This is a genomic window from Lysobacter sp. 5GHs7-4, from assembly GCF_021284765.1.
Lineage (GTDB): Bacteria > Pseudomonadota > Gammaproteobacteria > Xanthomonadales > Xanthomonadaceae > Lysobacter.
Genome location: NZ_CP089924.1, coordinates 1,622,184 through 1,646,248, shown reverse-complemented (window position 1 = coordinate 1,646,248; position 24,065 = coordinate 1,622,184). Strand labels below are relative to the sequence as shown.

Sequence of the window (24,065 nt, the reverse complement as noted above, 5' to 3'; positions counted from 1 at the left end):
GGCCGCCGCGTGCGGCGCGGCCTGGGCCACGTCCATGTCCGAATCCGGCGAGTCCGCGGCCGGCGTCGGTGCTAGCCTGGGTTCCATGCCGACCTTCCCCGCTCCCGTGGCCCAAGACAGCCTGCCGCACTGGCGGGTCTGCGAGCAGGCGCGCCTGAGCCGCGACCCGCGCTTCGACGGCCTGTTCTTCACTGCCGTCACCAGCACCCGCATCTATTGCCGCCCGGTCTGTCCCGCGCCCGCGGCCAAGCGCGAGAACGTCCTGTATTACGGCAACGCCGCGGCCGCCGAAGCGGCCGGCTTCCGCCCCTGCCTGCGCTGCCGCCCGGAGCTGTCGCCCAGCGACGGCGCCTGGCGGCGCGGCGACGCCGCGGTGGCGCGTGCGCTCAAGCTGATCGACCAGGGCCTGCTCGCCGAACACCCGTTATCGGCGCTGGCCGAGCGCGTCGGTCTGGGCGAACGCCAGCTGCGCCGCTTGTTCGTGGAGCGGCTGGGCGCGGCGCCGATCGGCGTGCACGGCACGCGCCGCTTGCTGTTCGCCAAGCAGTTGCTGACCGAGACCGCGTTGCCGATCACCGAGGTGGCGATGGCCGCCGGTTTCGGCAGCCTGCGCCGCTTCAACACCACCTTCCGCGAGGCTTACCGCATGGCGCCGCGCGACCTGCGCCGGCGCCCGAACGAAAACGCGAACGGCGGCGACCAGACCCTGACCCTGCGCCTGGGTTACCGGCCGCCGTACGACTTCGCCACCATGCTGGACTTCCTGCGCGGACGCGCCCTGCCCGGCGTGGAAAGCGTCGACGCGCACAGCTACGCACGCGTGATCGGCCCGATCGAACGCCCGGGCTGGCTGCGCGTGAGCGCCTGGCCGGGCGGCGAGCACGCGCTGAAGCTGGAACTGCACGGGCCGGCGCCGTCGCGCTTGCTGGAGATCATCAACCGCCTGCGCCGCATGTTCGATCTCGACGCCGATCCCAACGCGATCGCCGACGCGCTGTCGGTGGACCCGCGCCTGCGCCCCTTGCTGAAGCAGCGCCCCGGCCTGCGCCTGCCCAGCGGCTGGGACGGTTTCGAAATCGCGGTGCGCGCGATCCTGGGCCAACAGGTCAGCGTGGCCGCCGCGCGCACCCTGGCCGCGCGTCTGGCGCAGCGCTTCGGCCAAGCCCTGCCGCATCCGTTCGCGCCGGGGCTGGAACATCTGTTCCCGACGCCGGATGCGCTGGTCGATGCCGACCTCAGCCAGATCGGCCTCACCCGCGCGCGCGCCGACACCGTACGCACGGTCGCGCGCGCCCTGCTCGACGGCCGCGTCGACAGCGGCGTGGGCTTCGGCGCCGAACGCACGCTGGACGATTTCGCCGCGCGCTGGGTGGCCCTGCCCGGCATCGGCCCGTGGACCGCCAACTACATCGCCATGCGCGCGCTGGGCCATCCCGATGCGTTCCCGGCCGACGATCTGGTGCTGCAGAAAGCCGTGCCCACCGACGGCAGCCGCATGACCGCCAAGGCCCTGACCGCGCGCGCCGAGGCCTGGCGCCCGTGGCGCGCGTATGCGGTGATCCATCTGTGGCGCGATTCGATGGGCGCGGCCAAGCCCGCGGCCGCGGCGGCCACGACCAAGCCGCGTGTGCGCACTACCCCGCGTGTGCGCACCAGCGAGCTGCGCAGCGACGCGGAATGAACCGCAACGGATTCGCAGTCGCACGGCATCACGGCAATACCGGTCGGCAAGAACAGGAACTGCGCATGAGCCAACACATCCGACTCAAGGACGGCGCCATCACCTACCAACGCATCGACAGCCCGGTGGGCAGTCTGCTGTTGGCCAGCGGCGACGACGGCTTGCGACTGATCGAATTCGAAGCGCCCTGGCACCCGGTCGTGGTCGACCGCCACTGGCGCGAAGGCGACGACGCGGTGCTGTCGAGCACGCGTACGCAACTACAGGAATATTTCGCCGGCGCCCGACGCGAGTTCGACCTGCCGCTGGCGCCGCACGGCACCGCGTTCCAGATGCAGTGCTGGCGCACCCTGGCGTTGATTCCCTGGGGCCAGACCTGGAGCTACGGCCAGATGGCGCGGCACATGGGCCAGGCCAGCGCGATGCGCGCGGTCGGCGCCGCCAACGGCCGCAATCCGCTGCCGATCGTGCTGCCCTGCCACCGCGTGATCGGTGCCGACGGCAGCCTGACCGGCTTCGGCGGTGGCCTGCCGACCAAGCGTTTTCTGTTGGAACTGGAAGGCGCGCTGGCCCCGGCGAACGATTTGTTCGGCTGACCAAAGCAACCACCCCGCTTTTACCTCCCCCTTTGAAAAAGGGGGATTGAGGGGGATTTGCTTTTAGAGCCTCTGGAGCAAAAGCGCCCCCCCTAGCCTCCCTTTTTCAAAGGGAGAACTGCACCGCCGCGATCGCAGCGCTCAGGCGCTTTCCATCAGCTGGCGCATCGCGCTGCGATACGCCGCCGCGACCGCATCGCGATCGCGATGACGCCCATCGGCGACGACGCGGCGGCCGCCGACCCAGGTTTCGCGCACCGCCGGCCGATTGCCCGCGAACATCCAGCGGTCCAGCGCATCCTCGTCGCGCACGCCGGCGAACACCGGCGCGTCCTCGTCCAGCACCAGCGCGTCGGCGTATTCGCCGACCGCGAGCGTGCCGATCGCATGCCCGGTGGAATCCGCCGCGCTGGCGGCGACGCCGCGCATCAGCGTGTCGCCGACGCTGGGCAGCTCGGTGCTCACGGCGATGTTGCGCCGGCGCGTGATCAGGCGCTGGCCGTATTCCAGCCAGCGCAGCTCCTCGATCGGCGACACCGAGATATGCGAATCCGAACCCACGCCCCAGCGCCCGCCCGCATCCAGGTACTCGCGCAGCGGGAACAGGCCGTCGCCGAGATTGGCCTCGGTGGTGGTGCAGATCGCGACCGTCGCACCGCTGCGCGCGATCGCGCGGACTTCTTCGTCGTCCAGGTGCGTGGCGTGGACCAGGGTCCAGCGTTCGTCGACCTGGGCGTGGTCGTACAGCCAGCGCACCGGCCGCGCCTTGCGAATCGCCAGGCAATCCTCGACCTCGGCGGTCTGCTCGGCGATGTGGATGTGCACGCGGCTGTCGGCCGGCAACGCGGCCAGCGTCTGCGCCATCGCCTGCGGCGGCACCGCGCGCAGACTGTGCAGCGAGCAACCGATGCGCAGGCCGTGGCCGGCGTCGCCGCGCAGACGCTGCAACAGGTCCAGATAGTCTTCGACCTCGTGCCCGAAGCGGCGCTGGCGCTCGCTCAAGGGGCGCTCGTCGAAACCACCGGTCATGTACAGCACCGGCAGCAAGGTCATGCGGATGCCGGTGTCGCTAGCGGCCGCGATCAGCGCGCGCGACATCGCGGCCGGATCGTCGTAACGGCGGCCGCCGGGCGCGTGGTGCAGATAATGGAATTCGCAGACCGTGGTGTAGCCGGCTTCCAGCATCTCCACATACAGCTGCGAGGCCACCGCGTACAAGGTCTCCGGCGTAAAACCGGCGGCGAAGCGGTACATGGTCTCGCGCCAGGTCCAGAAGCTGTCGCGCGGATCGGTCTGGCGCTCGGCCATGCCCGCCATCGCGCGCTGGAACGCGTGCGAATGCAGGTTGGCGATGCCGGGCACCAGGCGCTGCGCGCTGCCGCTGGGTGGGGCGCCGTCGATAGCCAGGATGCGGCCGTCGCCGTCGATGCGCAGTCCGCTGTCGTGGCGCCAGCCGGCGGGGGTCCAAAGCGTGGTCGCGTCGAGGGTTTCCATGCTTCGGATTCTACAGGCCCGCTCCGCGCGCGCACCCGCGTACGCAGGCGTCTGGCGCATGCGCGCCGCATCGGCGCAGTCGCACCGGCCCGCGCGTTCGCGCACACGCCGGCCTCGCCGCGCCTCCGCTAGAATCGCGACATGAGCCACTCCACCCCCACCGCCGCGCCCGGCGACGCCCTGCAGCCGCAGGATCTGCCGCTGGACGGCCTGATCGTCGGCGTCAGTCTGGCGACGCTGGATGCGGACAACGGCTACGGCGAGATCCTCGATGCGGCGCTGGGTTGGCGCGACGGCGTGCTGCGCTATGTCGGCCCGCGCGCGGACCTGCCCGGCGACCCGGCCGCGCTGGCGGCGCAGGTGATCGTCGCCGACGGCTGGATCACCCCGGGCCTGGTCGATTGCCACACCCACCTGGTGTTCGCCGGCGATCGCGCGCGCGAGTTCGAACTGCGCCTGCAGGGCGCCAGCTACGAAGAGATCGCGCGCAACGGCGGCGGCATCGTCTCCACCGTGCGCGCCACCCGCGCCGCCGACGAGGACGAACTGCTGCGGCTGTCGCTGCCGCGCGCGCAGGCGCTGATCGCCGACGGCGCGACCACGCTGGAGATCAAATCCGGCTACGGCCTGGACCACGACAACGAGCGCAAGATGCTGCGCGTCGCGCGCCGCATCGGCGAGGTGCTGGGCGTGGGCGTGCGCACCACGTATCTGGGCGCGCACGCCTTGCCGCCGGAATACGCCGGCCGCGCCGACGACTACATCGCCGCAGTCTGCGGCTGGATGCGTCCGCTGCACGAGGAAGGCCTGATCGACGCGGTCGACGCGTTCTGCGAGGGCATCGGTTTCAGCGCGGCCCAGACCCGCCGCGTATTCGAAACCGCGCGCGCGCTGGGGCTGCCGGTCAAGCTGCATGCCGACCAGCTCAGCGACCTGGGCGGCGCCGCGCTGGCAGCCGAGTTTTCCGGCCTGTCCGCCGACCATGTCGAGTACACCTCACAGGCCAGCGTGGCGGCGATGGCCGAGCACGGCACGGTCGCGGTGCTGCTGCCGGGCGCATTCCATGTACTGCGCGAAACCCGCCTGCCGCCGCTGGACGCGTTCCGCGAACACGGCGTGGCGATGGCCGTGGCCACCGACTGCAACCCCGGCACCTCGCCGTTGCAGTCGCTGCGCCAGGCCATGCAGCTGGCCTGCACGCACTTCCGCCTGACACCGCTGGAAGCGCTGCGCGGCGCGACCGTGCACGCCGCGCGCGCGCTGGGCTGCGACGACCGCGGCGTGCTGCGCGTGGGCATGCGCGCCGACTTCGTGCGCTGGCGCATCGGCCACCCGTCGGAGCTGTGCTACTGGCTGGGCGGCGCGCTCGCGGGCGACGTCTATGCCGGCGGACGGCGCCTGGCCGGCGGTACCGCCTGAAGGATCGCATCCATTCTTCCACCGTCCGAGGTTTCCGCATGCGCTCATTGCTCGCCGCCGCCTGTACCCTGGCCCTGTTCGCAAGCGCGGCGCACGCCGACGAACCGCTGAGCGCGTCGCAGAAGCTCGCGCGCGCGGCGACCATCGTCGACACCCACATCGACGCGCCGACCGAACTGCTCAAGCATTGGAACGACCTGGGCCTGGACTCGCCCAAGGTCGAGTTCGATTACCCGCGCGCACGCCAGGGCGGCCTGGACGTGGCTTTCATGTCGATCTACACCTCGCCCGAACAGGACGCGGCCAACACCGCCTGGCAGGTCGCGAGCATGCAGATCGATGCGGTCGAGGCGCTGGTGGGACGGCATCCGGACAAGTTCGCGATCCTGCGTTCGCCCGACGACTACGCGCGCCTGATCGACGGCGGCCGCGTGCTGCTGGCGATCGGCATGGAGAACGGCGCGCCGATCGGCGACGACCTCGCGCGCCTCAAGCAATTCCATACCCGCGGCGTGCGCTACATCACCCTCGCCCACAGCCACAGCAACCGCATCGCCGACGGCTCCTACAGCCTGGAGCGGCCGTGGAAGGGCGTGAGCCCGTTCGGGCTGAAGGTGATCGCCGAAATGAACCGCCTGGGCATCATGGTCGATGTCTCGCACCTCAGCGACGACGCCACCCGCGCCGCGCTCGCGGCCAGCCGCGCCCCGGTGATCGCCAGCCATTCCGGCCTGCGCCATTTCACCCCCGACTTCGAACGCAACCTCAGCGACGAACTGGCGCTGGCGATCGCCAAGAAGGGCGGCGTGGTCCAGATCACCTTCGGCAACGGTTTCGTCGATCCGGCGACCGCGGCCGACACCACGGCCTACTTCCGCGCCCGTCCCGAATTCGACCGCGCCCAGGCCGCGGCCGCCGCGCGCGGCGAGAAGCCCAAGACCGCCGAGGACTTCGACAAGGAATGGGAGCGCACGCATCCGCCGCGCGCGGTCAAGATCGACGCGGTGCTGGATCAGATCGACTACGCGGTGAAGCTGATCGGCGTCGACCACGTCGGCATCGGCTCCGACTTCGACGGCGTCGGCGGCGCCCTGCCCGCGGGCCTGCGCAACGTCGGGGACTACCCGAACCTGATCGCGGGCCTGCAGGCGCGCGGCCACAGCGACGCGGATATCCGCAAGATCCTGGGCGAGAACCTGCTGCGGGTGTGGCGCGAGGTGGAGCAGGTGGCGGCAGCGAAGTAGCGCGGCGGGCGGCCCTCACCCCAACCCTCTCCCGCAAGCGGGAGAGGGAGCGCATACGCAAGAGCTCGATTGGCGTGGGCAGGCACAGATTCGCTAACCCTTGCCCTTGCCCTTGCCCTTGCCCTTGCCCTTGCCCTTGCCCTTGCCCTTGCCCTTGCCCTTGCCGTTGCCGTTGCCGTTGCCGTTGCCGTTGCCGTTGCCGTTGCCGTTGAGTTTGCTCCGGCATTGAAGTCCATTGATCCGAAGCCACACGACCATCCCCAGACCCGAAGGGCGGCGCGCAGGACGCGCGCCGTTTTTCGATAAGACAGGGATGTCTTATCGAAAAATCCCGGCGCAAGAACCGAAACCACACGGGAGCTCTGGGCTCAGACCCTTCTCTTTGGTTACTTTCTCTTGGGTCAGCAAGAGAAAGTGACCCGCATGCGCAGCAGGCGGAAGCCTTTGACCTTCGGTCAGAAGCAGCAGAGCAACAGCAAAAGCAAATCCTCCCCAACCCGCCCGGCCAACAGGCACAGCCTGTTGTCGTTCACCCGTGCACGAACCTGCGGTTCGTAAACGCACGGCCTCACCCTTTGTTAAAGGAGGGAGCTAAAGGCGCGACGCCGGAGCTTGAGCGCCATCGGAGCCGGATAGGCGCAATAGCCGGGATTCGCGGTCGCGGCTCACGCCGCTCCTACAGGGGCTGCCCAGGACCCCCGGTCCTCGCACCATCGCGCCTTCTCCAAAAACAAAAAACCCCGCCGAAGCGGGGTTTTTCGTACAGCGTCGCGAGCGACGCTTACTCCTTGGCGGCAGCCTTCTTGGCCACGACCTTCTTGGCGACCGGCGCCTTCGCAGCCGGCGCCTTCGCGGTCTTCTTCGCGGCCGGCGCGGCGGCGGTGCCGGCGGCCTTGGTCACGGCCTTGCGGGCGTTGCCGTAGCTGGAGTTGTAGCGCTTGCCCTTGGCGGTCTTGCGGTCGCCTTTACCCATGGTCGTGCTCCTGAATTAGCGTTAATGCGGTATGCGGTCGCGCGCCGGACGGGCGCGGTCGACGTAACGATCGGGCCCGCGCGTCGCGCGCGAGGCTGCGAAGCCTAGCACAAGCGGCTATCGGGAGCCCGGCCGGGCGCTCAGTGCGCGCAGCTGGCGTCGTGGACGTGGCCGTGATTGAGCCGCAGGTTGGCCAGATGGGCCAGTCCGACCAGGGTGCCGCCCAGGGTCATCACGATCGCGTGCGGCACCACCGAATGGTGCAGGGGCGCGTACAGCACGCCCAGCCACAGCACCAGCAGGCCCGGCGCCAACAGCGACAGCGCGCGCACGGCGTGGTGGCGGCGGTAGCCCCAGATCACGCTGAACAAGCCCAGCAGGGTCGCGAAGGCCACGAAGATCAGCTCGAAGCTGTCGTCGAACCAGACCGTCACGCCCAGCGCCGGCAGGGTCGCGATCAGCAGCGGCAGTAGCGCGCAATGGACGGCGCACAGCAGCGAGCCGGTGGCGCCGATGCGGTCGAGAAGGCTGCGCTTTTGTAGGGGAGGCATGAATCGGGTCTGTGACTTTTGGGGGTACCGCGATCTGTTTTGAAATACTATAACATTTCCAACATCCCGTCCAATGCCACTTTATCTCATGACCCACTCCTACCGCGCCCTGCTCCGCCGCCTCCCCCTAGCGCTGGCGCTCGCCGCCGCCTTGCCGTTGACCGCCCGGGCGCAGGTCGCCAGCCCCCACGACGACCACAAGCCCACCGACCTGGCCGCGGTCGAAGTCCAGGCCACGCCGCTGGCCGGCACCGCCGAGGACTTGGCGCGCCCGGTCGACGTGCTGGCCGGCGACAAGCTGGACGAGGTCAAGGCCAACTCGCTGGGCGAGACCGTGGGCAAGCTGCCCGGCGTGCAGTCGTCCTACTTCGGTCCCGGCGTCGGCCGGCCGATCGTGCGCGGCTTCGACGGCGCGCGCGTGCAGGTGCTCAGCGACGGCCTGGGTTCGGGCGACGTCTCCACCGTCAGCGTCGACCACGCGGTCAGCATCGAGCCGTTCCTGGCCGATCAGATCGAAGTGCTGAAGGGCCCGGCAACCTTGCTGTACGGCAGCGGCGCGATCGGCGGCGCGGTCAACGTGGTCGACGGCCGCATCCCCGAGCGCGCCACGCAGGAGCCGTTGCAAGGCCGCGCCGAGCTGCGCGGCAACACCGTCAACGACGAGAAGACCGGCATGTTCCGCCTCGACGGCACCTCGGCGTCGGGCAACTTCGTGTTCCATATCGACGGACTGCATCGCGAGACCGGCGATTACGACATTCCCGGCTACGCCGAGAGCGCCGCGCACATGGCCGAGGAAGGCGAAACGCCGGATCCGGCCGACAAGGGCGTGCTGCGCAACAGCTTCGTGCGCACCGACAGCGGCGCGCTCGGCCTGACCTGGGTCGGCGAGCGCGGTTTCCTCGGCGTCGGCGCCAGCCTGTTCGACACCCGCTACGGCGTGCCGGGCCACGAGCACGAGCATGAGCACGAAGGCGAGCCACCGGTCGCGGGCGAGGAAGAAGGCGGCGTCAGCATCGGCATGGACCAACGCCGCTACGAACTGCGCGGCGGCCTGGACGGGCTTGGCCCGTTCAAGTCGCTGCGGGTGAAGCTGGCGCGCACCGAATACACCCACACCGAGTACGAGGGCCAGGAAGTCGGCACGGTGTTCGACAACGACAGCACCGAGGGCCGCGTCGAACTGGTGCATCAGCCTTGGGGCGGCTGGGACGGCGCGTTCGGCCTGCAATGGGGCCAGCGCGAGTTCATCGCCGTCGGCGAGGAAGCCTTCGTGCCCGGTTCCAAGTCGCGCGACGTCGGCCTGTTCTGGCTCGGCGAGCGCAGCTTCGGTCCGGTCAAGTTCGAGGTCGGCGCGCGCCACGACCGCAACAAGATCGATGTCGACAACGCCATCGTCGAGGCCACCGGCAGCGCGCGCCCGGACCGCGATTTCAGCACCAGCAGCGTCTCGGCGGCGCTGCGCTGGAACATCAGCGACGACTTCCATCTGTCCTTCGGCCTGGACCGCGCGCAGCGCTCGCCCACCGCCGAGGAGCTGTATTCCAGCGGCCTGCATGTGGCCACCGGCAGCGTCGAACTTGGCGACACCGGCCTGGACTCGGAAACCGCCAACCGCGCCGAGCTCGGCCTGCACTGGCACAACGGACCGTTCAAGCTGAGCGCGTCGCTGTACCACGTGCGCTACAGCGACTTCATCTACCTGGCCGACACCGGCATCGACGAACACGACGGCCCGGTGCGCCTGTGGACCCAGGACGACGCGCGCTTCAGCGGCGCCGAGGCCGAGTTCGACTGGGCCTTCGCCGACAACGCCAGCGGCCTGTGGAACCTGCGCGTGTTCGGCGACGTGGTGCGCGGCAAGCTCACCGGCAGCGGCAGCCGCGAGGTCTCGTTCGCGGTGCCGCACGGCGACCACAGCCACGACTACACCGTCGACCTCCAGCGCGGCGGCGACCTGCCGCGCATCGCGCCCTCGCGCGTGGGCGGCGAAGTGCGCTGGGAACGCGACGCCCTGCGCGCCTCGCTGGGCGCGGTGCGCTATGCGCGCCAGGACCGTGTCGCCGAATTCGAAAGCGAAACCCCGGGTTACACCCTGGTCGACGCGCACCTGGCCTGGCATATCGACCGCGCCAGCGGCAATGCCTGGGAAGTGTTCCTGGACGGCAGCAACCTGCTGGACGAGGAAGCGCGCGTGCATACCTCCTTCCTCAAGGACGTGGCGCCGCTGCCGGGCCGCGGCGTGGCCTTCGGCGTGCGCATGTTCTTCTGAGTCCGTCGGCGGTTGTCGCATCCGTCGGTCGGATGCGATCGCCGCCCTGCGGCCGCCGCAGCGCCGTCCCTGTTCGGACGGCCGCTGCAGCGGCGCGGCAGTCACTGGCGCGTGACTTTCTTGGGTTTGGCCGCGGGCTTCTTCGGCGCAGCGGCCTTGCCGCCGCCGGCCACCGGCCGCTTCACCGGCTTGCCCGCCGATACCGGCTGAGCGCGCAGCGTCTGCAACTGCGCGGCCGAGGCCTCCAGCGCCTTGCCGATCTGTTCGACGATCACCGCTTCGGCGGCGCGCAGGCTTTCGGCGATACCGTCGATGGCCAGGCCGTCGTGGTCGCGCATGATCGAGGCCAGCTTCTGCTCGTCCTCCGGCAGCTTCGACGCCAACAGATTGACGAACGTGCCCAGCACCGCGCGCCGCATGTCCTGCAGCGGCAGCAGCGACAGCGGGGCCTCGCCCTCCTTGCGTTCGGTCTGCGCCTGCGCGGTATCGAGCAAGCGGGCCAGGCCCGAGCCGCGTCCGGCGGTGGCGAGCATGCCGTCGACCACGTCGGCCAGCGCGCCCTGGCCGAGACGGCCCAGCAACACTTCCTCCACCGCCCGGCCGATCTTCAGCAGCGGATCCCAGGGGCAGGGATGCGGCAGCGGCAGTCGCAGTTCGGCGATCTCGTAGTCGAAACGCACCGCCGCGGCCACCAGGAACGGCCAGCAATAACGGCGGCCGATCGGCGCCAGCCAACGCACCGTGTTGAGGTAGTAGGCGCGAATCTTCAGGTACTCCGGCGTCGGCAGGCCGCCGGCGTAGAGGCCGGTCCTGGGCAGGCCGGTGGTCGGGTCGTTGCCCGCGCCGGAACCGTTGAGGTTGATGTTGACGAAGTGGTGCCAGGTCGCGTCGCAGACGATGCGGCCGGCCGCGGCCGGGTCTCCGTCGTAGGCCGAGATCGCGCCGAAGCTGCGCGGATACACCGGCGGCTTGGTGCCGCTGGCGGTCGGCGCGCCGCTGACGATGAAGCGCCCCGCGGAGATCGACACCGCCACCACCACCGGCGCGATCCGCGGCCCGCCGCCGCTGGGCGCGGGCCACTCCTCGACACCGGCAAAGTTGCCGGCGACCGGCGCCGGCGCCAGGCAGCGGCTCTCGTGCGGATGATCGGGCAGATAGTCGACCGCGCCGGAACTGTGGCGCAGCACCGGATGCACCGCCCAGGTCGCGGCCGCGAAGGGATCGCCACCGTTGGAGAAGAACACCGGGAACATCCGCTGCGGAATCGCATCGGCCTGGTCGTTGAATTGCTTGATGCCGTCCGCGCCGTGTTCGAGCACGGTGTCGTGACGGTCCACGGTCGCCATCGGGATGCTGGACCAGTCGCGCATCGTGCGCACGCGCGGCAGGTTGGCGCCCATGCCCGCGCCGATGGTGTCGTGGTCGCCGGTGGCGAACAGGCCGCCGCCGTCGCGCATGAACTGGGCGATCTTCTGTTGCTCCGCCGGCTGCAGCGCCGTGGTGCTGAACGCGAACAGCCAGATCTGATCGTAGTTGGCCACGGTGACCGCGGTGGCGGCGGTGGCGAAGTTGTAGTTGCCGGCGATGCTCAGACTGGCGGGGCCGCTGCCCGAGCGATGCGCGGTGGTCACGGTGTGGCCGGCATTGCGCACGATCTGCACGAACTCGGACAGGCCGAAGCCGCCGGTGCCGAAGTCCAGGGAACCGTCGGCGACCATCAGCACGCGCTGCGGGCAGGGAAACTTGTAGAGGACTTCGATGAACGGGTTGCCGTTGATGAAGATGTCGCCAGGCATGTGCGTCTCCTTGTCGTGTCGACTGTCGGCGCGCTGTGCGCGTCGCCGGTATGCGGCCGGGGCGGCCGTGCTACTCCATGAATCCAGATAAACGCAGCGTCCCGACCGAATCGGACAAGCACGGCCGCTGACCGGCACGACCTGCGCGCCGCGTTTGGGGCTGCCGCCGGCGGCGCTTGCTTTGCCGCGTTCGATATGTGTATATGCACGCTAATTCGATGCATATGCACGTAACCACGCCCATGCCGCAGCCCAAGCCCCCTGCCCGCTCCGTGGCCTCCGTACAGACGGTCGCGGCCGCCAAACCTCTGTGCACCTGCTTCCGGGTGCGCAAGCTGACCCGGTTGATGAGCCAGCGCTACGACCAGGCCTTGGCGCCGGCGGCGCTCAACCTCAATCAGTACTCGATCCTGCGCCGCGTCGGCGCGACGCCGCGCAGCATCGGCGAGTTCGCGCGCGACTTGGGCATGGACCGCAGCACCCTCAGCCGCGACCTCAAGCCGCTGCTGGCCGCGGGCTGGGTCGCGACCGCGACCGGCGAGGACGCGCGCCAGCGCCGGGTCCACATCACCGCCGCCGGCAAACGCGCGATCGCGCGTGCGATACCGCTGTGGCAGGCCGCGCAGGACGGCATCGAACGCGAACTCGGCCACGGCGGCCTGCTCGCGCTGCACGAACAACTCGATCTCGCGATCGCCCAACTGCAAGGATCCCGCGCATGAGCGCCGACGCCCACTCGGTCCCGAACGTCGCCGCGCCGACGCTGCGCTACTGGCCGCTGGTGCTGGCCGCCACCGCGATGCTGATGATCACCATGGGCGTGCGCCAGTCGCTGGGCCTGTTCGTGAAGCCGATCGGCGCCAGCACCGGGCTGGGCATCGCCCAGATCAGTTTCGCGCTGGCGATCGGCCAGTTCGTGTGGGGCGCGGTGCAGCCGGTGTTCGGCGCCATCGCCGACCAGCGCGGCCCCGGCCGGGTGCTGGTGTTCGGCAGCGTGCTGCTGGTGGCGGGCATGGCGCTGACGCCGATGTTCGCGTCCGAGTGGGGCCTGTTGCTGACCCTGGGCGTGCTGGCCGCGGCCGGCGCGGGCGCCGGCAGTTTCTCGATCCTGATCGGCGCCACCGCCGCGCGCGTGCCGGCGCAGAACCGCTCGATGGCCGCGGGCGTGATCAATGCCGGCGGCTCCTTCGGCCAGTTCCTGTTCGCGCCGTTCGCGCAGGCGGTGATCAGCGCCGCCGGCTGGGCGGCGGGCATGTGGGCGCTGGCGGTGGCGGCCCTGGCGACACTGCCGCTGGCCTGGCCGCTGCGTCGGCGCGCGGCGCCGGCCGCGGCAAACACCACGGCGACGGCCGCCGCACCGGGCCTCGGCTTGCGCGAGCAGGTCGGCATCGCGCTGCGCGACCGCAGCTACTGGTGCCTGCACATCGGCTTCTTCACCTGCGGCTTCCACATCGCGTTCCTGGTCACCCATCTGCCCAGCGAGATCGCGCTGTGCGGTCTGCCCGACAGCGTGTCGGCTGTGTCGCTGGCGCTGATCGGCTTGTTCAACGTCGCCGGCAGCCTGGCCGCCGGCGCACTGGGCCAGCGCTACCGCATGAAGTACCTGCTGGCGGCCATGTACGCCAGCCGCGCGGCGATGGTCGGCATCTACCTGGTGTCGCCGCCGACGCCGACCACCTTCTTCATCTTCGCCGCCGGCCTGGGCCTGACCTGGCTGGCGACGGTGCCGCCGACCGCCGGCCTGGTCGGCAAGCTGTTCGGCCCGCGCTACCTGGGCACGCTGTTCGGCCTGACCTTGCTGTCGCACCAGATCGGCGGCTTCTTCGGCGCCTGGTTCGGCGGCCTGGCGATGGCCAAGTTCGGCGACTACAGCTGGATGTGGTACGCCGACATCGTGCTGGCGCTGCTGGCCGCCGCGGCCAACCTGCCGATCCGCGAGGCGCGCGTGCAGCGCACGGTGGCGACGGCCTAAGTCCCAAGGCAGTTCCCCCCTTCGAAAAAGGGGGTTAGGGGATTTGCTTTTGCTGTTCGTCTTCGCACGAGCACGGAGCAAATCCCCCGCGCCAGCCGAATCAATAAGACTTCGAGCAACGCAGGGCGCAGCCCCCTTTTCAAAGGGGGCGAATTTTCGGGGCTAGTGTGTGCGGCGCTTTAGCGCAGGCGCGCCGGCGCGCGTCAGGCTTTCGCCGCGATGCAATCGGCGCACAGGCCGTGCACTTCCAGGGTCTGCGCCTGCGGCGCGAAGCCCAGCGCGCGGGCGCGCGATTCCAGCAGGTCGACGATGCGCTCGTCTTCCAGTTCGGTCGCCGACTGGCAGTTGTCGCAGATCAGGAACGGCACCGCGTGCTGGGCGCCGCCGGGATGATGGCAGCCGACGAAGGCGTTGATCGAGGCCAGCTTGTGGATGAAGCCGTGCTCGAGCAGGAAATCCAGCGCGCGATACACCGTCGGCGGCGCGGCCGAATCGTGGGTGGCCTTCATGCGGTCGAGCAGATCGTAGGCCTTCATCGGCTTGCCGGCGTCGGCGATCAGGCGCAACGCATGCGCGCGGATCGGCGTCAGGCGCAGCCCGCGCTGCTCGCACGCCCGCTCGACCTCGTGCACGAAGGCGTCGCCGTCGTGGACGTGGTGCTTGGGGTCGGTGCAGGCGGTGTGGCTGCTCATGGCGGGCTCCGTGGCGCGGACGCGTCCTAGGCTGGGATCTTAATGAGGGCGGCGTCGATGCGCTGCAAGGCCTGGGCCTGGCCGGCCAGATAGACCGTATGCGAAATGTCCGGGCTGACCTGGGTGCCGGTGATGGCCACGCGCAGCGGCTGGGCGACCTTGCCCATGCCGATGCCCAGGGCCTCGGCGCTGGCATGCAGGGCCGCGGCCACGGCCTCGGCGGTCCACTCCGGCAGCGCGGCCAGGCGCGTGCGGGCCTCGTTCAGCGGCGCCTGCGCGGCGGCGTTGAGGTGCTTGGCCACCGCGGCCTCGTCGTACTCCTGCAGCGGGCGGTACCAGACCCCGGCGCGCTCGGCCATGTCCTTGAGCGTCTGCACGCGGTCGCGCAGCGCGATCACCACGTCGGCCGGCGCCGGGCCGGCGTCCAGGTCGTAGCCGTGCTGCTGCAGGTGCCACAGCAGGTGCCGGCCGACCTCGGCCGGGTCGTCGCTCTTGAGGTACTGCTGGTTGAGCCAGCCCAGCTTGGCCGCGTCCAGGCGCGAGGCCTTGGAGTTGACGTCCTCCAGCTTGAACAGCCGCGTCATTTCCTCGATCGAGAAGATCTCCTGATCGCCGTGCGACCAGCCCAGACGGACCAGGTAGTTCAGCAGCGCGTGCGGCAGGTAGCCCTCGTCGCGGTACTGCATCACGTCGGCCGCGCCGGTGCGCTTGGACAGCTTGTTGCCGTCCTCGTCCAGGATCATCGGCAGGTGCGAGAAATGCGGCACGGCCGCGCCGAGCGCCCGGTAGATGTTGATCTGGCGCGGGGTGTTGTTGACGTGGTCGTCGCCGCGCACCACGTCGGTGATGGCCATGTCCAGGTCGTCGACCACCACCGCGAAGTTGTAGGTCGGATAGCCGTCGGCGCGGAAAATCACCAGATCGTCGAGTTCGCTGTTGGCGATCTCGATGGTGCCCTTGACCTTGTCCTCGAACGCGACCGTGCCTTCCAACGGGTTCTTGAAGCGGATCACGCGGTTGGGATCGTCGCGGTAGGGCTCGTTGCGGTCGCGGTAGGCGCCGTTGTAGCGCGGCTTTTCCTTGGCGGCCATCGCCGCGTCGCGCGCGGCGGCGAGCTCCTCGCGGGTCTCGTAGGCGTAGTAGGCGGTGCCGGCGGCGACCATCTGCTCGGCGACTTCGCGGTAGCGCGCCAGGCGCTGAGTCTGGTAGATCGGGCCTTCGTCGTAGCCCAGGCCCAGCCAGTCCATCGCCTCCAGGATCGCGTCGATCGCGGCCTGGGTGCTGCGCTCCTGGTCGGTGTCCTCGATGCGCAGGATGAACTGGCCGCCCGCGCGGCGCGCTTCCAGCCAGCAGTACAGCGCGGTGCGCGCGCCGCCGATGTGCAGGTAGCCGGTGGGACTGGGGGCGAAGCGGGTGCGGCAGGTCATGCGGGACTCGGATGGATCGGGGAATCGGCCATTTTAACGGAGTGGCGTGGGCGCTGCCGGCGCCCGCTGGAACGGCCGGTTCCGGCGGCACGATCGCGCGCGCGAACCCGGCGGACCGGCGCCGGCCGCCCGCTCACCCGGTCCCCGGACCGCGGTGCCCTAAACTAGCGCCATGACCACCCTCTTCATTTCCGATCTGCACTTGGACGCCGAGCGTCCGCAGACCACCGCCCTGTTCGGCCAGTTCCTGCGCTCCGAGGCCCGCGGCGCGGACGCGCTGTACATCCTCGGCGACCTGTTCGAGGCCTGGGTCGGCGACGACGACCCGTCCGAGACCGGCGCGTTCGTGGCCGCCGAGCTGCGCGCGCTGGCCGACAGCGGCGTGCCGGTGTCGTTCATCCGCGGCAACCGCGACTTTTTGCTGGGCGAGGACTATGCGCGCCGCGCCGGCATGCGCATCCTGCCCGACCCGGCGGTGGTGGTGCTGTACGGCCAGCCCACCCTGATCCAGCACGGCGATCTGCTGTGCACCGACGATCTGGCGTATCAGCAGTTCCGCGCCCAGACCCGCGATCCGGCCTGGCAGGCGCAGTTCCTGTCGCAGCCACTGGCCGCGCGACTGGCGTTCGCACAACAGGCGCGCGCCGCCAGCAAGGCGCACCAGTCGGGCCTGCGCGACGCCGGCACCATGGAAACCATCACCGACGTGTCGCCGGCCACGGTCGACAGCGTGTTCGTGCGTTACGGCCTGACCCGCATGATCCACGGCCACACGCATCGGCCCGCCGTGCACGAGCTGGAAGCCGGCGGCATCGCGCGCCAGCGCGTGGTGCTGGGCGACTGGTACGACCAGGGCTCGGTGTTGCGGGTGAATGCGGACGGTTTGCTACTGCAAGCGCTGAGCTGATCGCCTCTGCCGGAGCCCCCCGCATGAAACGCTTCCGCACGCCGCAAGAGAAAAAGTCCCTGAGCTACGCGCACGACTGCCGCAATGTCGTCGCGGAGAGCCATTGGGGCGCGCGCGACGCGATCGCCAAGCGCAAGCAGTGGGTCAATCAGTCGTACCGCAAAGCGGTGCAGCAACGCTTGGCTCGCCTGTCCGGCGCCCTGCCGGCGGATGGCGAGCAGGTCGAATCCGCGGTGGCGGCGACGCAACGGCACGGCTGGCGCAAAACACCGGACCTGCCGCTGGGGCTGGCCTTGCTGGTGCGCAGGTCTCGGCAAACCCAGGACGGCGCATCCTGAGCCATCGCCCGGTCGAGCCGCGCAGGGCTCGACCGGGATTGGCATGCTTGCAGCGGCCCCGCAGGGCGCCGCGCGCAGCCTTAGAACTTCACTTCCGCGGTCAGGAACATCTGCCGCGGCGCACCCGATTGCAGCGTGTAGTTCAGACCGTTCGGGTCCGAGGTCACGAAGCCGTTGGTGCCGATGCTGCCGAAGTACTCTTCGTCGAACAGGTTGGTGACGTTGAACTGCAGCTTGAACGCATCCGCCCAGCTCAGCTCGCTCCACTCGTAGGACACCGCGGCGTCGGCGACCCAGAACGAGCCGACCTTGGAGTCGTTGAGGTAGGTCAGGTAGCGCTTGTCGGTGTACTTGGCGCCGATCTGGGCCGAGAAGCCGTCGCGGCTCCAGCGCAACTCGGTCGCGTACAGGCGCTTGGGCGCGTCGACCACGTCCTTGCCCTTGGCATGGATCAGGGTGGTGCCGTCGAGGTAGTCCGAGGCGTACTCGGATTTGTTCCAGGCCAGCGAGTTGTACCAGCTCAGGCCCTCGATCGGCGTCCACAGCACGGTCAGTTCGGCGCCGCGCGTCTGGACGTCGCCGACGTTGGCGAAGCTGGACGCGCAACCGACGATGCCGGCGCAGCGCGCGATCGCCAGCAGGCGGTTCTCGAAATCGACGCGGTACAGCGCCAGCGACGCCTGCAGGCTGTCGCGGCTGGTGCGCAGGCCGGCCTCGATGGTGCGCGAGGTTTCCGGCTCCAGGCCGGCCACGGCGGCGTCGAACGCGGCCTGCGAAGTCGAGTGCGGGCCGTTCACGCCGGTGCGGAACGCGGCCATGTTCTCGCTGTAGGAACCGAAGATTTCCTCGTGCTCGCTGAACTGCCAGCGCGCGCCGACCTGCGGCAGGAAGTTGTCCTCGGCCTCCAGCTTGCCGCCGGCGCGGCTGCCGATCAGGTTCTTGCCGTCGGTCTCCACGCGCGTGCCCTTGAAGCCGGCGTCGATGGCCAGGCGGCCGTCGGCGAACTCCATGTGGTCGGTGATGTAGTACTGGCGCGTGTCGGTGTCGAAGCGCTGGCGGAACACGCGCGCGTCGGGATCGCGCAGGAAGTAGATGCCGTTGGGCGGCGTGTCGCGGCGCAGGTTGTAGAAGTTGCGCTGCACACCATGCGCGTTGCGTTCCAGCCACAGGCCGGCCTGCAGGCGGTGGTTGCCGATCTGCCAGGTCAGGCTGGGGGTGATGCCGGTGCGCTCGATGTCGTACTCGGTGGTGCGCATCGCGATCGGCACGTCGGGCGATGACGCGTACGGCGTGGCCCAGTGGCCCTGGCCTTCGTTGCGATGGTAATAGGCGGTGGCGGCGAAGCTCAGGTCCGGGCTGGCCGACCAGTCGGCCGAGACGTACAGCAGGTCGTCGTCGCGCAGGCCGCGGGCGATGTAGTAGGCGTCGTCCAGGCTGTTGACGCCGCCACGGAACACGCCGCCGGCGGCGTCGATCGCGCGCTGCCAGTCGCCGGCGTAGTTGTCCCAGTCCATGCCCAGGCGACGCGCGGAATCCAGCGAGAGGTCGGCGTAGTCGGTCTCGCGACGGCGCGAGGTCGCGGCGTAGCCGGTCAGCTTCAGATCTTCGGTGGCGTAGACCAGCTTGCCGTTGAACTGGGCGTTGCGCTGCGGGCCCTCGCCCTTCCACTTGTCGGTGGTGTGGAACGCGCCGCTGAGGTAGGCGCTGAAACCGTTGTGGTCGCCGGTGTCGACGCGCGCGTAGCTGCGGCGGGTGGCGTCGCTGCCGAAGGTCTGGGCCAGGCGCACGCCGTAATCGGCGGACGGGTCGCTGCTGAAGAAGCGCAGGGTGCCGCCGAGGTTGCCGCTGGAGGCGGTGTCGATCGCGCCGCTGCCCTGCGACAGCTCGGCGCCGGACAGGTTCTCGCTGATGATCGCGCGGCTGATGTGCAGGCCGTTGTGGTTGCCGTAGCTCATGTCGCCCAGCGGCACGCCATCGAGGGTGAAGCCCAGCTGCTGCTGCGAGAAGCCGCGGATGCTGAGCTTGCTCGACCACTCGTAATTGCCCCAGGGATCGGAGCCCTGGAAATGCACGCCCGGCAGCTTGGCCATGACCTTGAGCGGGCTGGTGCCGGCGGCTTCGCGCTGCAGGTCGGCGCGGCCCAGCGACTGGACCTGACGGGTCTGGCCGGTACCCACCACCGAAACCGCGTCCAGCGTGGTGGCGTCGTCCATGGCCGCGGCGGACGCGGCGTCGGCATCGGGCTGCGCGGCGGGCGTCTCGGCGCGTGCGGCGGCGGTGTACAGGCACAGCAGAATCGAGGCGGCGAGGATCGTCGTCTTCGTCGTCATGTCGGGATTTCCATCGGAAAGGCCGCCGTGCGTTGGCACGTATCACTCCGGGCGGCATGCAGAGCGAAGCCGCGGAAGTCTGTCGATATCGTGTGAACGCGAGGTTGCAGTCTGAAGGCAGTTCGTCCGACAACGTTGCACAGCGCACGTTCCCCAGTTCGATTCGCGCGAGTTCGTGTCAGATATCGGCTGCCCGCTTTCCGTGGGAGCGGCGTGAGCCGCGATCGGCTACCGGCGTGCTACCAGCTCGCGTCGCAAGCGGATTCCATCGCGGCTCACGCCGCTCCCACAGAAAGCGGGGCGCGCGCCGAAGCGGCCCCGCCCTACCTGATTTCGGCGATTGCCGCGCCCGCCCGCGCGCGAAACCATCGCAGCATCAACCCCGCCTCCGGAGCCCGTCATGCCTAATGCCTCACGCACCGTCGTCGGCGACTGGATGCGCTACATCGATGGCAGCCGCTATCTGTCCGAACTCAGCATCCCCGGCACCCACGACAGCGTCACCGCGCTGTTTCACAGCGCCGTCGGCATGAAGGAGGGCTGGACGCGATGTCAGGACCTGGACATCGAGGTCCAATTGCAGCGCGGCATCCGCTTCCTCGATATCCGCATGCGCTACGACCGTTCCGTATCGCCGGCGGTGTTGCGCCTGTGCCATGGCAGTTCGGACATGGAGCGCGATTTCGGCTATGTGCTGGGCATCTGCCAGCGCTTCCTGACGACGCACAACTTCGAATGCATCGTAATGTCGGTCAAGAACGAGTCGGGCGAGGACGAAGCGGCCTTTGCCGAGCTGTTCGAGACCAGTATCGCCAAGCCTGCCAATCGCGAGTTCTGGCACACCGGCACGACCGTGCCCACGCTGGGCGAAGTGCGCCGCAAGATCGTGCTCCTACGCCGCTACAACGTGGGCGGATTGACCAACGGCGCGAGGGCCCCAGGCATCGACGCTACATATTGGCCGCGCAATTGCCCGTTCCGGCATCGCAACGGCGACAAGGTGGACTTCGACGTGCAGGACGAGTTCGAGGTCTACAGCCACTTCAATCGCAGCCGCAAGTTCGATGGCTACGTCAGGCAGACCCTGCTAGATGCCGTGCGCGACCCGGACCGGCGCAAGTTGTTCATCAACTTCGCCAGCGGTACCGGCTCGGTCTGGCCCGCCACCTTGGCCGAGACCACCAATCCCAAGCTCTACGATTTTTTCCGCAATGCTGCGCCGGGCCGTTACGGCATCGTGCCGATGGACTATCCGGAGCAGTACACCGGCGGCATGCACCACGACCTGATCGCGGCCATCGTCAGCACCAATCCCAGCGACAGCCTGCGCGACGACGCCAACTACGAACTACGCCCGCGTCTGGCCTTGGACAGTCGCCTCACGGTGTTGGCTGGCGGCCGCGACGTCGGCATCTCCCAAGGCCTGCTCGACCTACCCTGGTCGCTGCCGGGCATGCCGCTACTGCCCACCGAAGCCTGGCAGCGGTGGCGTTTGTACAACGCCGGCGGCGGCTATTACCGCCTGCATGCCCTGCACGACCTGGACAAGGCGCTGACGGTGGTCGGCGGCGCCAGCGCCGACGGCAGCGCCATCGCGCTGGAGCCTGTGAACGGCAGGCCGGACCAGTTGTGGAAGTTCGAGCGCCTGCCCGACGGCCTGCTCCGGATCAGTCCCAAGCACGCGCCGCAGTCGGTGTTGGACGTCTACGGCGCGCACACCCAGAACGGCAGCCCGGTCAAGCTGTTTCACTACTACGCAAGCAGCGAGAAGAACAACGCCCACGCGCAGCGCTGGGTGATGGTGCGCGTGGGCTGACACACGCGCGGGGCCGATCCCACGGGCTAGGCGGGTGGCTTGAGCGGATAGTGGGCCGGAGGCTTGGCGCCCATCAGATGTTCGACGAAGTAATCCCACATGCGCCGGGTGTAGTAAGCGTCGTTGCGGAACAGCTCGTGGTTCTGGTTCGGCAGGTAGAGCAGGTCGAAATCGCGATTGGCGCGGATCAGCGCGGCCGACAACTGTGCGGTCAGGGCCGGCGGCGCGTTCTCGTCGAGGTCGCCGTAGACCAGCAGGAGCTTGCCGCGCAGGCGCGACGCCAGCGGCGCGTTGTCCAGGTCGCGGTAGTTCAGCGCGATCGCGTCCGGCGTCGGCCGCAGCCGGGCACCGTTGCCGTAGTCGGCAGGTCCGGCGAACAGGCGCTCCATGCTGCCGAAGTGGGCGTAGAGCCCTTGGAAGTTGTGGCTGCCCGCCGAGGACACCGCGACTTTGAAGAAGTCCGGATAGCGCAGCAGCGCGCGCGCGGAGGTGTAACCGCCGTAGGAATGGCCGTAGACGCCGACGCGCTGCAGATCCAGGCCCGGATAGCGCCCGGCCAATTCCTTGATGGCGGCGACGTGATCGTCGATCTGCGGATCCGCGCCCGCGCCGAAGCTGAGGTCGTGGAAGTACCGCGACCGTCCGGGCGTACCGCGGCCATCGATGGTGAGCACCACAAAACCCAGCGCGGCCAGGCTCGAGCGCGAGATCGGATTCATCGCCACCATCGCCTCGCGCATGCCGACCGGCGCGTTGGTGACGTGCGGGCCGCCGTAGAACCCGTCGATGATCGGGTACTGCCCCGGCTTGGCGGACGCGGCCGAATAGCCCGGCGGGAAGTACACCGTCGCCCACAGATCGGTGCGTCCGTCGGCGGCCTTGAGCCTGACTCGCTGAGGCGCGCGCCAGCCGGCCGCGATGACATCGCTGGGGTCCGCGCGTTCGAGCTCCAGCGCCACCGTGCCGTCGCGGGTCGAGCGCAGCACGGTGCGCGGCGGCGACTCCAGGGTGGAGTAAGTGTCGAGCACGTAGTTGGCATCGGGCGAAAGCAAGGCGATCGCCGTGCCGCCGGAGAACGCGCCGACTCCGACCTCCACTGCGTGATCGGCATCCTCCGGCGTCAACAGCGCGATCTCGCCGCTGTCCAGTGCGACCCGATACAGGCGTCGCAGATAGGGATCGCCGGGCTCGCGTCCGCCGGCGGTGAAGTAGGCCAGGCGCCGCGCTTCGTCGACGCCGACGAGGTCGCGCACCGGCCATTCGCCCGAGGTCAGTCGGCGGATCAGCCGACCATCGCGCAGGTCGTACAGATACAGATGGCCCCAGCCGTCGCGTTCGGAGAACCACACGACCTGATCTGCGCCAGCCAGCACGCGCACCGCCGCGCGGTTGTAGAAGAAACCGTTGAGCTGCGCGCGCGTCTTGGATTGCTCTTCCAGAACTTCGCGTACACGGCCGCTGTCCAGGTCCAGCTCGACCAGACGCAAGCGGGCGGAACGCTCGTAGCGGCCGATCGCGGCATAGACGCGGCGACGGTCGGTCGACCAGCCGAAGGTGTCGGCCTCGACGAACGGGGCCCAGCCCTCGGGGGCCACGATGCGTCGCGGTTGAGCCGCGTCGCCCGCGCCGTCGACGTCGATCGCGTACCACTCCACCCGCACCTGCTCGGCATCGCCCGGCAGTCCCATGCGGATGGCGTAGGCCACCGGCCGATGGCCGCCCTCGGGCGCCATCGCCAGCATCGGATAAGACTGGACGCGGCGCTCGTCGAAGCGCGTGCCGAACAAACGCCGGCCGTCCGGCGACCACTGCAGCAGATACGGCGGCCGCTGCCAGCGCCCCTGCTGCTTGGGCACCGCGCGCAGCGACAGATCGGGCACCACGCCGTAGCCGTAGTAGGCCTCGCCGTCCCGAGTCAGGGCGCGCTCGCGGCCGCTGTCGAGTTCACGCAGCCACAGGTTGTGATCGCGCACGAACACGGCACGGCGGCCGTCGGGCGATGGCAGCCACAGCGGGTCGGGTGTGCCGAGGGCGACGCTGCGACAGCGGTGTTCGACCACGTCGCAGGACAGCTGGCGGTTCGCATCGCCTGCGAAGCGTACGCGCAATGCGCCGTCCTCGATCGCGACGGCCAGCGGCTCGGGCTCGCGCTTGGCCGCGGCCGGCAGCACCTCGCGGATCGCCTCGCGCATGCGCGCGCTGTCGAACAAGGGCGCGCGGTTGCGCGCGACCGGGTCGACCTGCATGTACTCGGTCGCGTGCTCGCCGTCGCGGCGATACCAGAAGCGGCCATCGGGCAGCCAGCGCGGCACGATCTGCGCGTTCTTGAGCCGGCCCTTGAGGTGGTAGTCCAGCACTCGCTCGGCGCGCGCGTAATCTTCGACGCTCAGCGTCGGCGTCTGCGCCCGCAGCGGTCCGATCGCGGCGCATAGCAGCACCGCGGCCCATAGCCCATTGCGCTTCATGCCATCCCCCGCCCCTGATGGAGCACCGACGATTGCACAGCCCAGGAGGCGCGACTTTGCGGAATGTGGCGACCCGACCGGACGCAGACCCG

Annotated in this window: 19 protein-coding genes; 10 read left to right on the top strand and 9 right to left on the bottom strand. The window is 69.5% G+C overall.

Translation table 11 applies throughout. The features are described from left to right. The first annotated feature begins 85 nt into the window (after positions 1 to 85). Positions 86 to 1,681 (top strand): DNA-3-methyladenine glycosylase 2, encoded by a 1,596-nt coding sequence (locus tag LVB77_RS07185; protein WP_232910196.1) that lies wholly within the window; start codon positions 86 to 88, stop codon positions 1,679 to 1,681. A gap of 65 nt (positions 1,682 to 1,746) precedes the next feature. Continuing rightward, positions 1,747 to 2,277, top strand: a complete 531-nt coding sequence (locus LVB77_RS07180; protein WP_232909467.1) for a methylated-DNA--[protein]-cysteine S-methyltransferase — start codon at positions 1,747 to 1,749, stop codon at positions 2,275 to 2,277. A 141-nt stretch (positions 2,278 to 2,418) separates the two neighbouring features. Here LVB77_RS07180 and LVB77_RS07175 read toward each other — a convergent pair whose 3' ends face one another. Continuing rightward, positions 2,419 to 3,771: a formimidoylglutamate deiminase gene (locus LVB77_RS07175; protein WP_232909466.1), complete on the bottom strand. Its 1,353-nt coding sequence runs from the start codon at positions 3,769 to 3,771 to the stop codon at positions 2,419 to 2,421. A 141-nt stretch (positions 3,772 to 3,912) separates the two neighbouring features. On the opposite strand from LVB77_RS07175, the gene hutI reads away from it, so the two are divergent. Together hutI and LVB77_RS07165 are read left to right on the top strand one after the other, a co-directional pair. Then, positions 3,913 to 5,190 (top strand): imidazolonepropionase, encoded by a 1,278-nt coding sequence (gene hutI / locus LVB77_RS07170; RefSeq protein ID WP_232909465.1) that lies wholly within the window; start codon positions 3,913 to 3,915, stop codon positions 5,188 to 5,190. A gap of 38 nt (positions 5,191 to 5,228) precedes the next feature. Beyond that, positions 5,229 to 6,434, top strand: coding sequence for a dipeptidase (locus tag LVB77_RS07165; RefSeq protein WP_232909464.1), 1,206 nt, complete (start codon positions 5,229 to 5,231; stop codon positions 6,432 to 6,434). Between the two features lie 93 nt (positions 6,435 to 6,527). On the opposite strand, the gene LVB77_RS07160 is transcribed toward LVB77_RS07165, so the two are convergent. The 3 genes from LVB77_RS07160 to LVB77_RS07150 form a co-directional block, all read right to left on the bottom strand. Next, positions 6,528 to 6,692, bottom strand: coding sequence for a hypothetical protein (locus LVB77_RS07160; RefSeq protein WP_232909463.1), 165 nt, complete (start codon positions 6,690 to 6,692; stop codon positions 6,528 to 6,530). 523 nt (positions 6,693 to 7,215) lie between these two features. Beyond that, positions 7,216 to 7,407 carry a 30S ribosomal protein THX gene (locus LVB77_RS07155; RefSeq protein WP_056172544.1) on the bottom strand — a complete coding sequence of 64 codons (192 nt, stop codon included), beginning with the start codon at positions 7,405 to 7,407 and terminating at the stop codon, positions 7,216 to 7,218. A gap of 140 nt (positions 7,408 to 7,547) precedes the next feature. Beyond that, positions 7,548 to 7,958 carry a MerC domain-containing protein gene (locus tag LVB77_RS07150; RefSeq protein ID WP_232909462.1) on the bottom strand — a complete coding sequence of 137 codons (411 nt, stop codon included), beginning with the start codon at positions 7,956 to 7,958 and terminating at the stop codon, positions 7,548 to 7,550. Positions 7,959 to 8,046: 88 nt separating this feature from the next. Here LVB77_RS07150 and LVB77_RS07145 point away from each other — a divergent pair, with 88 nt between their 5' ends. After that, positions 8,047 to 10,230 carry a TonB-dependent receptor gene (locus tag LVB77_RS07145; RefSeq protein WP_232909461.1) on the top strand — a complete coding sequence of 728 codons (2,184 nt, stop codon included), beginning with the start codon at positions 8,047 to 8,049 and terminating at the stop codon, positions 10,228 to 10,230. 101 nt (positions 10,231 to 10,331) lie between these two features. On the opposite strand, the gene LVB77_RS07140 is transcribed toward LVB77_RS07145, so the two are convergent. Then, a complete protein-coding gene (locus LVB77_RS07140) occupies positions 10,332 to 12,026 on the bottom strand; it encodes a hypothetical protein (protein ID WP_232909460.1) in 1,695 nt (564 codons plus the stop codon). Positions 12,027 to 12,298: 272 nt separating this feature from the next. On the opposite strand from LVB77_RS07140, the gene LVB77_RS07135 reads away from it, so the two are divergent. Further along, positions 12,299 to 12,748, top strand: a complete 450-nt coding sequence (locus tag LVB77_RS07135) for a MarR family winged helix-turn-helix transcriptional regulator (RefSeq protein ID WP_232909459.1) — start codon at positions 12,299 to 12,301, stop codon at positions 12,746 to 12,748. Next, positions 12,745 to 13,998 (top strand): MFS transporter, encoded by a 1,254-nt coding sequence (locus LVB77_RS07130; protein ID WP_232909458.1) that lies wholly within the window; start codon positions 12,745 to 12,747, stop codon positions 13,996 to 13,998. The genes LVB77_RS07135 and LVB77_RS07130 overlap by 4 nt, the downstream gene beginning before the upstream one ends. Positions 13,999 to 14,201: 203 nt before the next feature. Here LVB77_RS07130 and LVB77_RS07125 read toward each other — a convergent pair whose 3' ends face one another. Both LVB77_RS07125 and gltX read right to left on the bottom strand, forming a co-directional pair. Next, complete coding sequence (locus tag LVB77_RS07125; protein ID WP_232909457.1) at positions 14,202 to 14,690, bottom strand: transcriptional repressor; 489 nt, start codon at positions 14,688 to 14,690, stop codon at positions 14,202 to 14,204. Positions 14,691 to 14,716: 26 nt separating this feature from the next. Then, a complete protein-coding gene (gene gltX, locus LVB77_RS07120; RefSeq protein WP_232909456.1) occupies positions 14,717 to 16,117 on the bottom strand; it encodes a glutamate--tRNA ligase in 1,401 nt (466 codons plus the stop codon). 172 nt (positions 16,118 to 16,289) lie between these two features. Here gltX and lpxH point away from each other — a divergent pair, with 172 nt between their 5' ends. Together lpxH and LVB77_RS07110 are read left to right on the top strand one after the other, a co-directional pair. Beyond that, positions 16,290 to 17,024 carry a UDP-2,3-diacylglucosamine diphosphatase gene (gene lpxH, locus LVB77_RS07115; protein WP_232909455.1) on the top strand — a complete coding sequence of 245 codons (735 nt, stop codon included), beginning with the start codon at positions 16,290 to 16,292 and terminating at the stop codon, positions 17,022 to 17,024. Positions 17,025 to 17,047: 23 nt separating this feature from the next. After that, positions 17,048 to 17,362 (top strand): hypothetical protein, encoded by a 315-nt coding sequence (locus LVB77_RS07110; RefSeq protein WP_232909454.1) that lies wholly within the window; start codon positions 17,048 to 17,050, stop codon positions 17,360 to 17,362. 80 nt (positions 17,363 to 17,442) lie between these two features. On the opposite strand, the gene LVB77_RS07105 is transcribed toward LVB77_RS07110, so the two are convergent. Then, positions 17,443 to 19,692, bottom strand: a complete 2,250-nt coding sequence (locus LVB77_RS07105; protein WP_232909453.1) for a TonB-dependent receptor — start codon at positions 19,690 to 19,692, stop codon at positions 17,443 to 17,445. Between the two features lie 400 nt (positions 19,693 to 20,092). Here LVB77_RS07105 and LVB77_RS07100 point away from each other — a divergent pair, with 400 nt between their 5' ends. Beyond that, the gene (locus tag LVB77_RS07100; RefSeq protein ID WP_232909452.1) at positions 20,093 to 21,508 is read left to right on the top strand and encodes a phosphatidylinositol-specific phospholipase C domain-containing protein; all 1,416 of its coding nucleotides are present in this window, start codon (positions 20,093 to 20,095) and stop codon (positions 21,506 to 21,508) included. Between the two features lie 26 nt (positions 21,509 to 21,534). Here the strand turns inward: LVB77_RS07100 and LVB77_RS07095 are convergent, their stop codons facing one another. After that, positions 21,535 to 23,973 carry a DPP IV N-terminal domain-containing protein gene (locus LVB77_RS07095; protein ID WP_232909451.1) on the bottom strand — a complete coding sequence of 813 codons (2,439 nt, stop codon included), beginning with the start codon at positions 23,971 to 23,973 and terminating at the stop codon, positions 21,535 to 21,537. Between the last annotated feature and the right edge of the window lie 92 nt (positions 23,974 to 24,065).

Coding starts and splice junctions, on each gene's coding strand:
- LVB77_RS07185 (WP_232910196.1), top strand. CDS start 86: ATGCCGACCTTCCCCGCTCCCGTGGCCCAAGACAGCCTGCCGCACTGG.
- LVB77_RS07180 (WP_232909467.1), top strand. CDS start 1,747: ATGAGCCAACACATCCGACTCAAGGACGGCGCCATCACCTACCAACGC.
- LVB77_RS07175 (WP_232909466.1), bottom strand. CDS start 3,771: ATGGAAACCCTCGACGCGACCACGCTTTGGACCCCCGCCGGCTGGCGC.
- hutI (WP_232909465.1), top strand. CDS start 3,913: ATGAGCCACTCCACCCCCACCGCCGCGCCCGGCGACGCCCTGCAGCCG.
- LVB77_RS07165 (WP_232909464.1), top strand. CDS start 5,229: ATGCGCTCATTGCTCGCCGCCGCCTGTACCCTGGCCCTGTTCGCAAGC.
- LVB77_RS07160 (WP_232909463.1), bottom strand. CDS start 6,692: ATGGTCGTGTGGCTTCGGATCAATGGACTTCAATGCCGGAGCAAACTC.
- LVB77_RS07155 (WP_056172544.1), bottom strand. CDS start 7,407: ATGGGTAAAGGCGACCGCAAGACCGCCAAGGGCAAGCGCTACAACTCC.
- LVB77_RS07150 (WP_232909462.1), bottom strand. CDS start 7,958: ATGCCTCCCCTACAAAAGCGCAGCCTTCTCGACCGCATCGGCGCCACC.
- LVB77_RS07145 (WP_232909461.1), top strand. CDS start 8,047: ATGACCCACTCCTACCGCGCCCTGCTCCGCCGCCTCCCCCTAGCGCTG.
- LVB77_RS07140 (WP_232909460.1), bottom strand. CDS start 12,026: ATGCCTGGCGACATCTTCATCAACGGCAACCCGTTCATCGAAGTCCTC.
- LVB77_RS07130 (WP_232909458.1), top strand. CDS start 12,745: ATGAGCGCCGACGCCCACTCGGTCCCGAACGTCGCCGCGCCGACGCTG.
- LVB77_RS07125 (WP_232909457.1), bottom strand. CDS start 14,690: ATGAGCAGCCACACCGCCTGCACCGACCCCAAGCACCACGTCCACGAC.
- gltX (WP_232909456.1), bottom strand. CDS start 16,117: ATGACCTGCCGCACCCGCTTCGCCCCCAGTCCCACCGGCTACCTGCAC.
- lpxH (WP_232909455.1), top strand. CDS start 16,290: ATGACCACCCTCTTCATTTCCGATCTGCACTTGGACGCCGAGCGTCCG.
- LVB77_RS07110 (WP_232909454.1), top strand. CDS start 17,048: ATGAAACGCTTCCGCACGCCGCAAGAGAAAAAGTCCCTGAGCTACGCG.
- LVB77_RS07105 (WP_232909453.1), bottom strand. CDS start 19,692: ATGACGACGAAGACGACGATCCTCGCCGCCTCGATTCTGCTGTGCCTG.
- LVB77_RS07100 (WP_232909452.1), top strand. CDS start 20,093: ATGCCTAATGCCTCACGCACCGTCGTCGGCGACTGGATGCGCTACATC.
- LVB77_RS07095 (WP_232909451.1), bottom strand. CDS start 23,973: ATGAAGCGCAATGGGCTATGGGCCGCGGTGCTGCTATGCGCCGCGATC.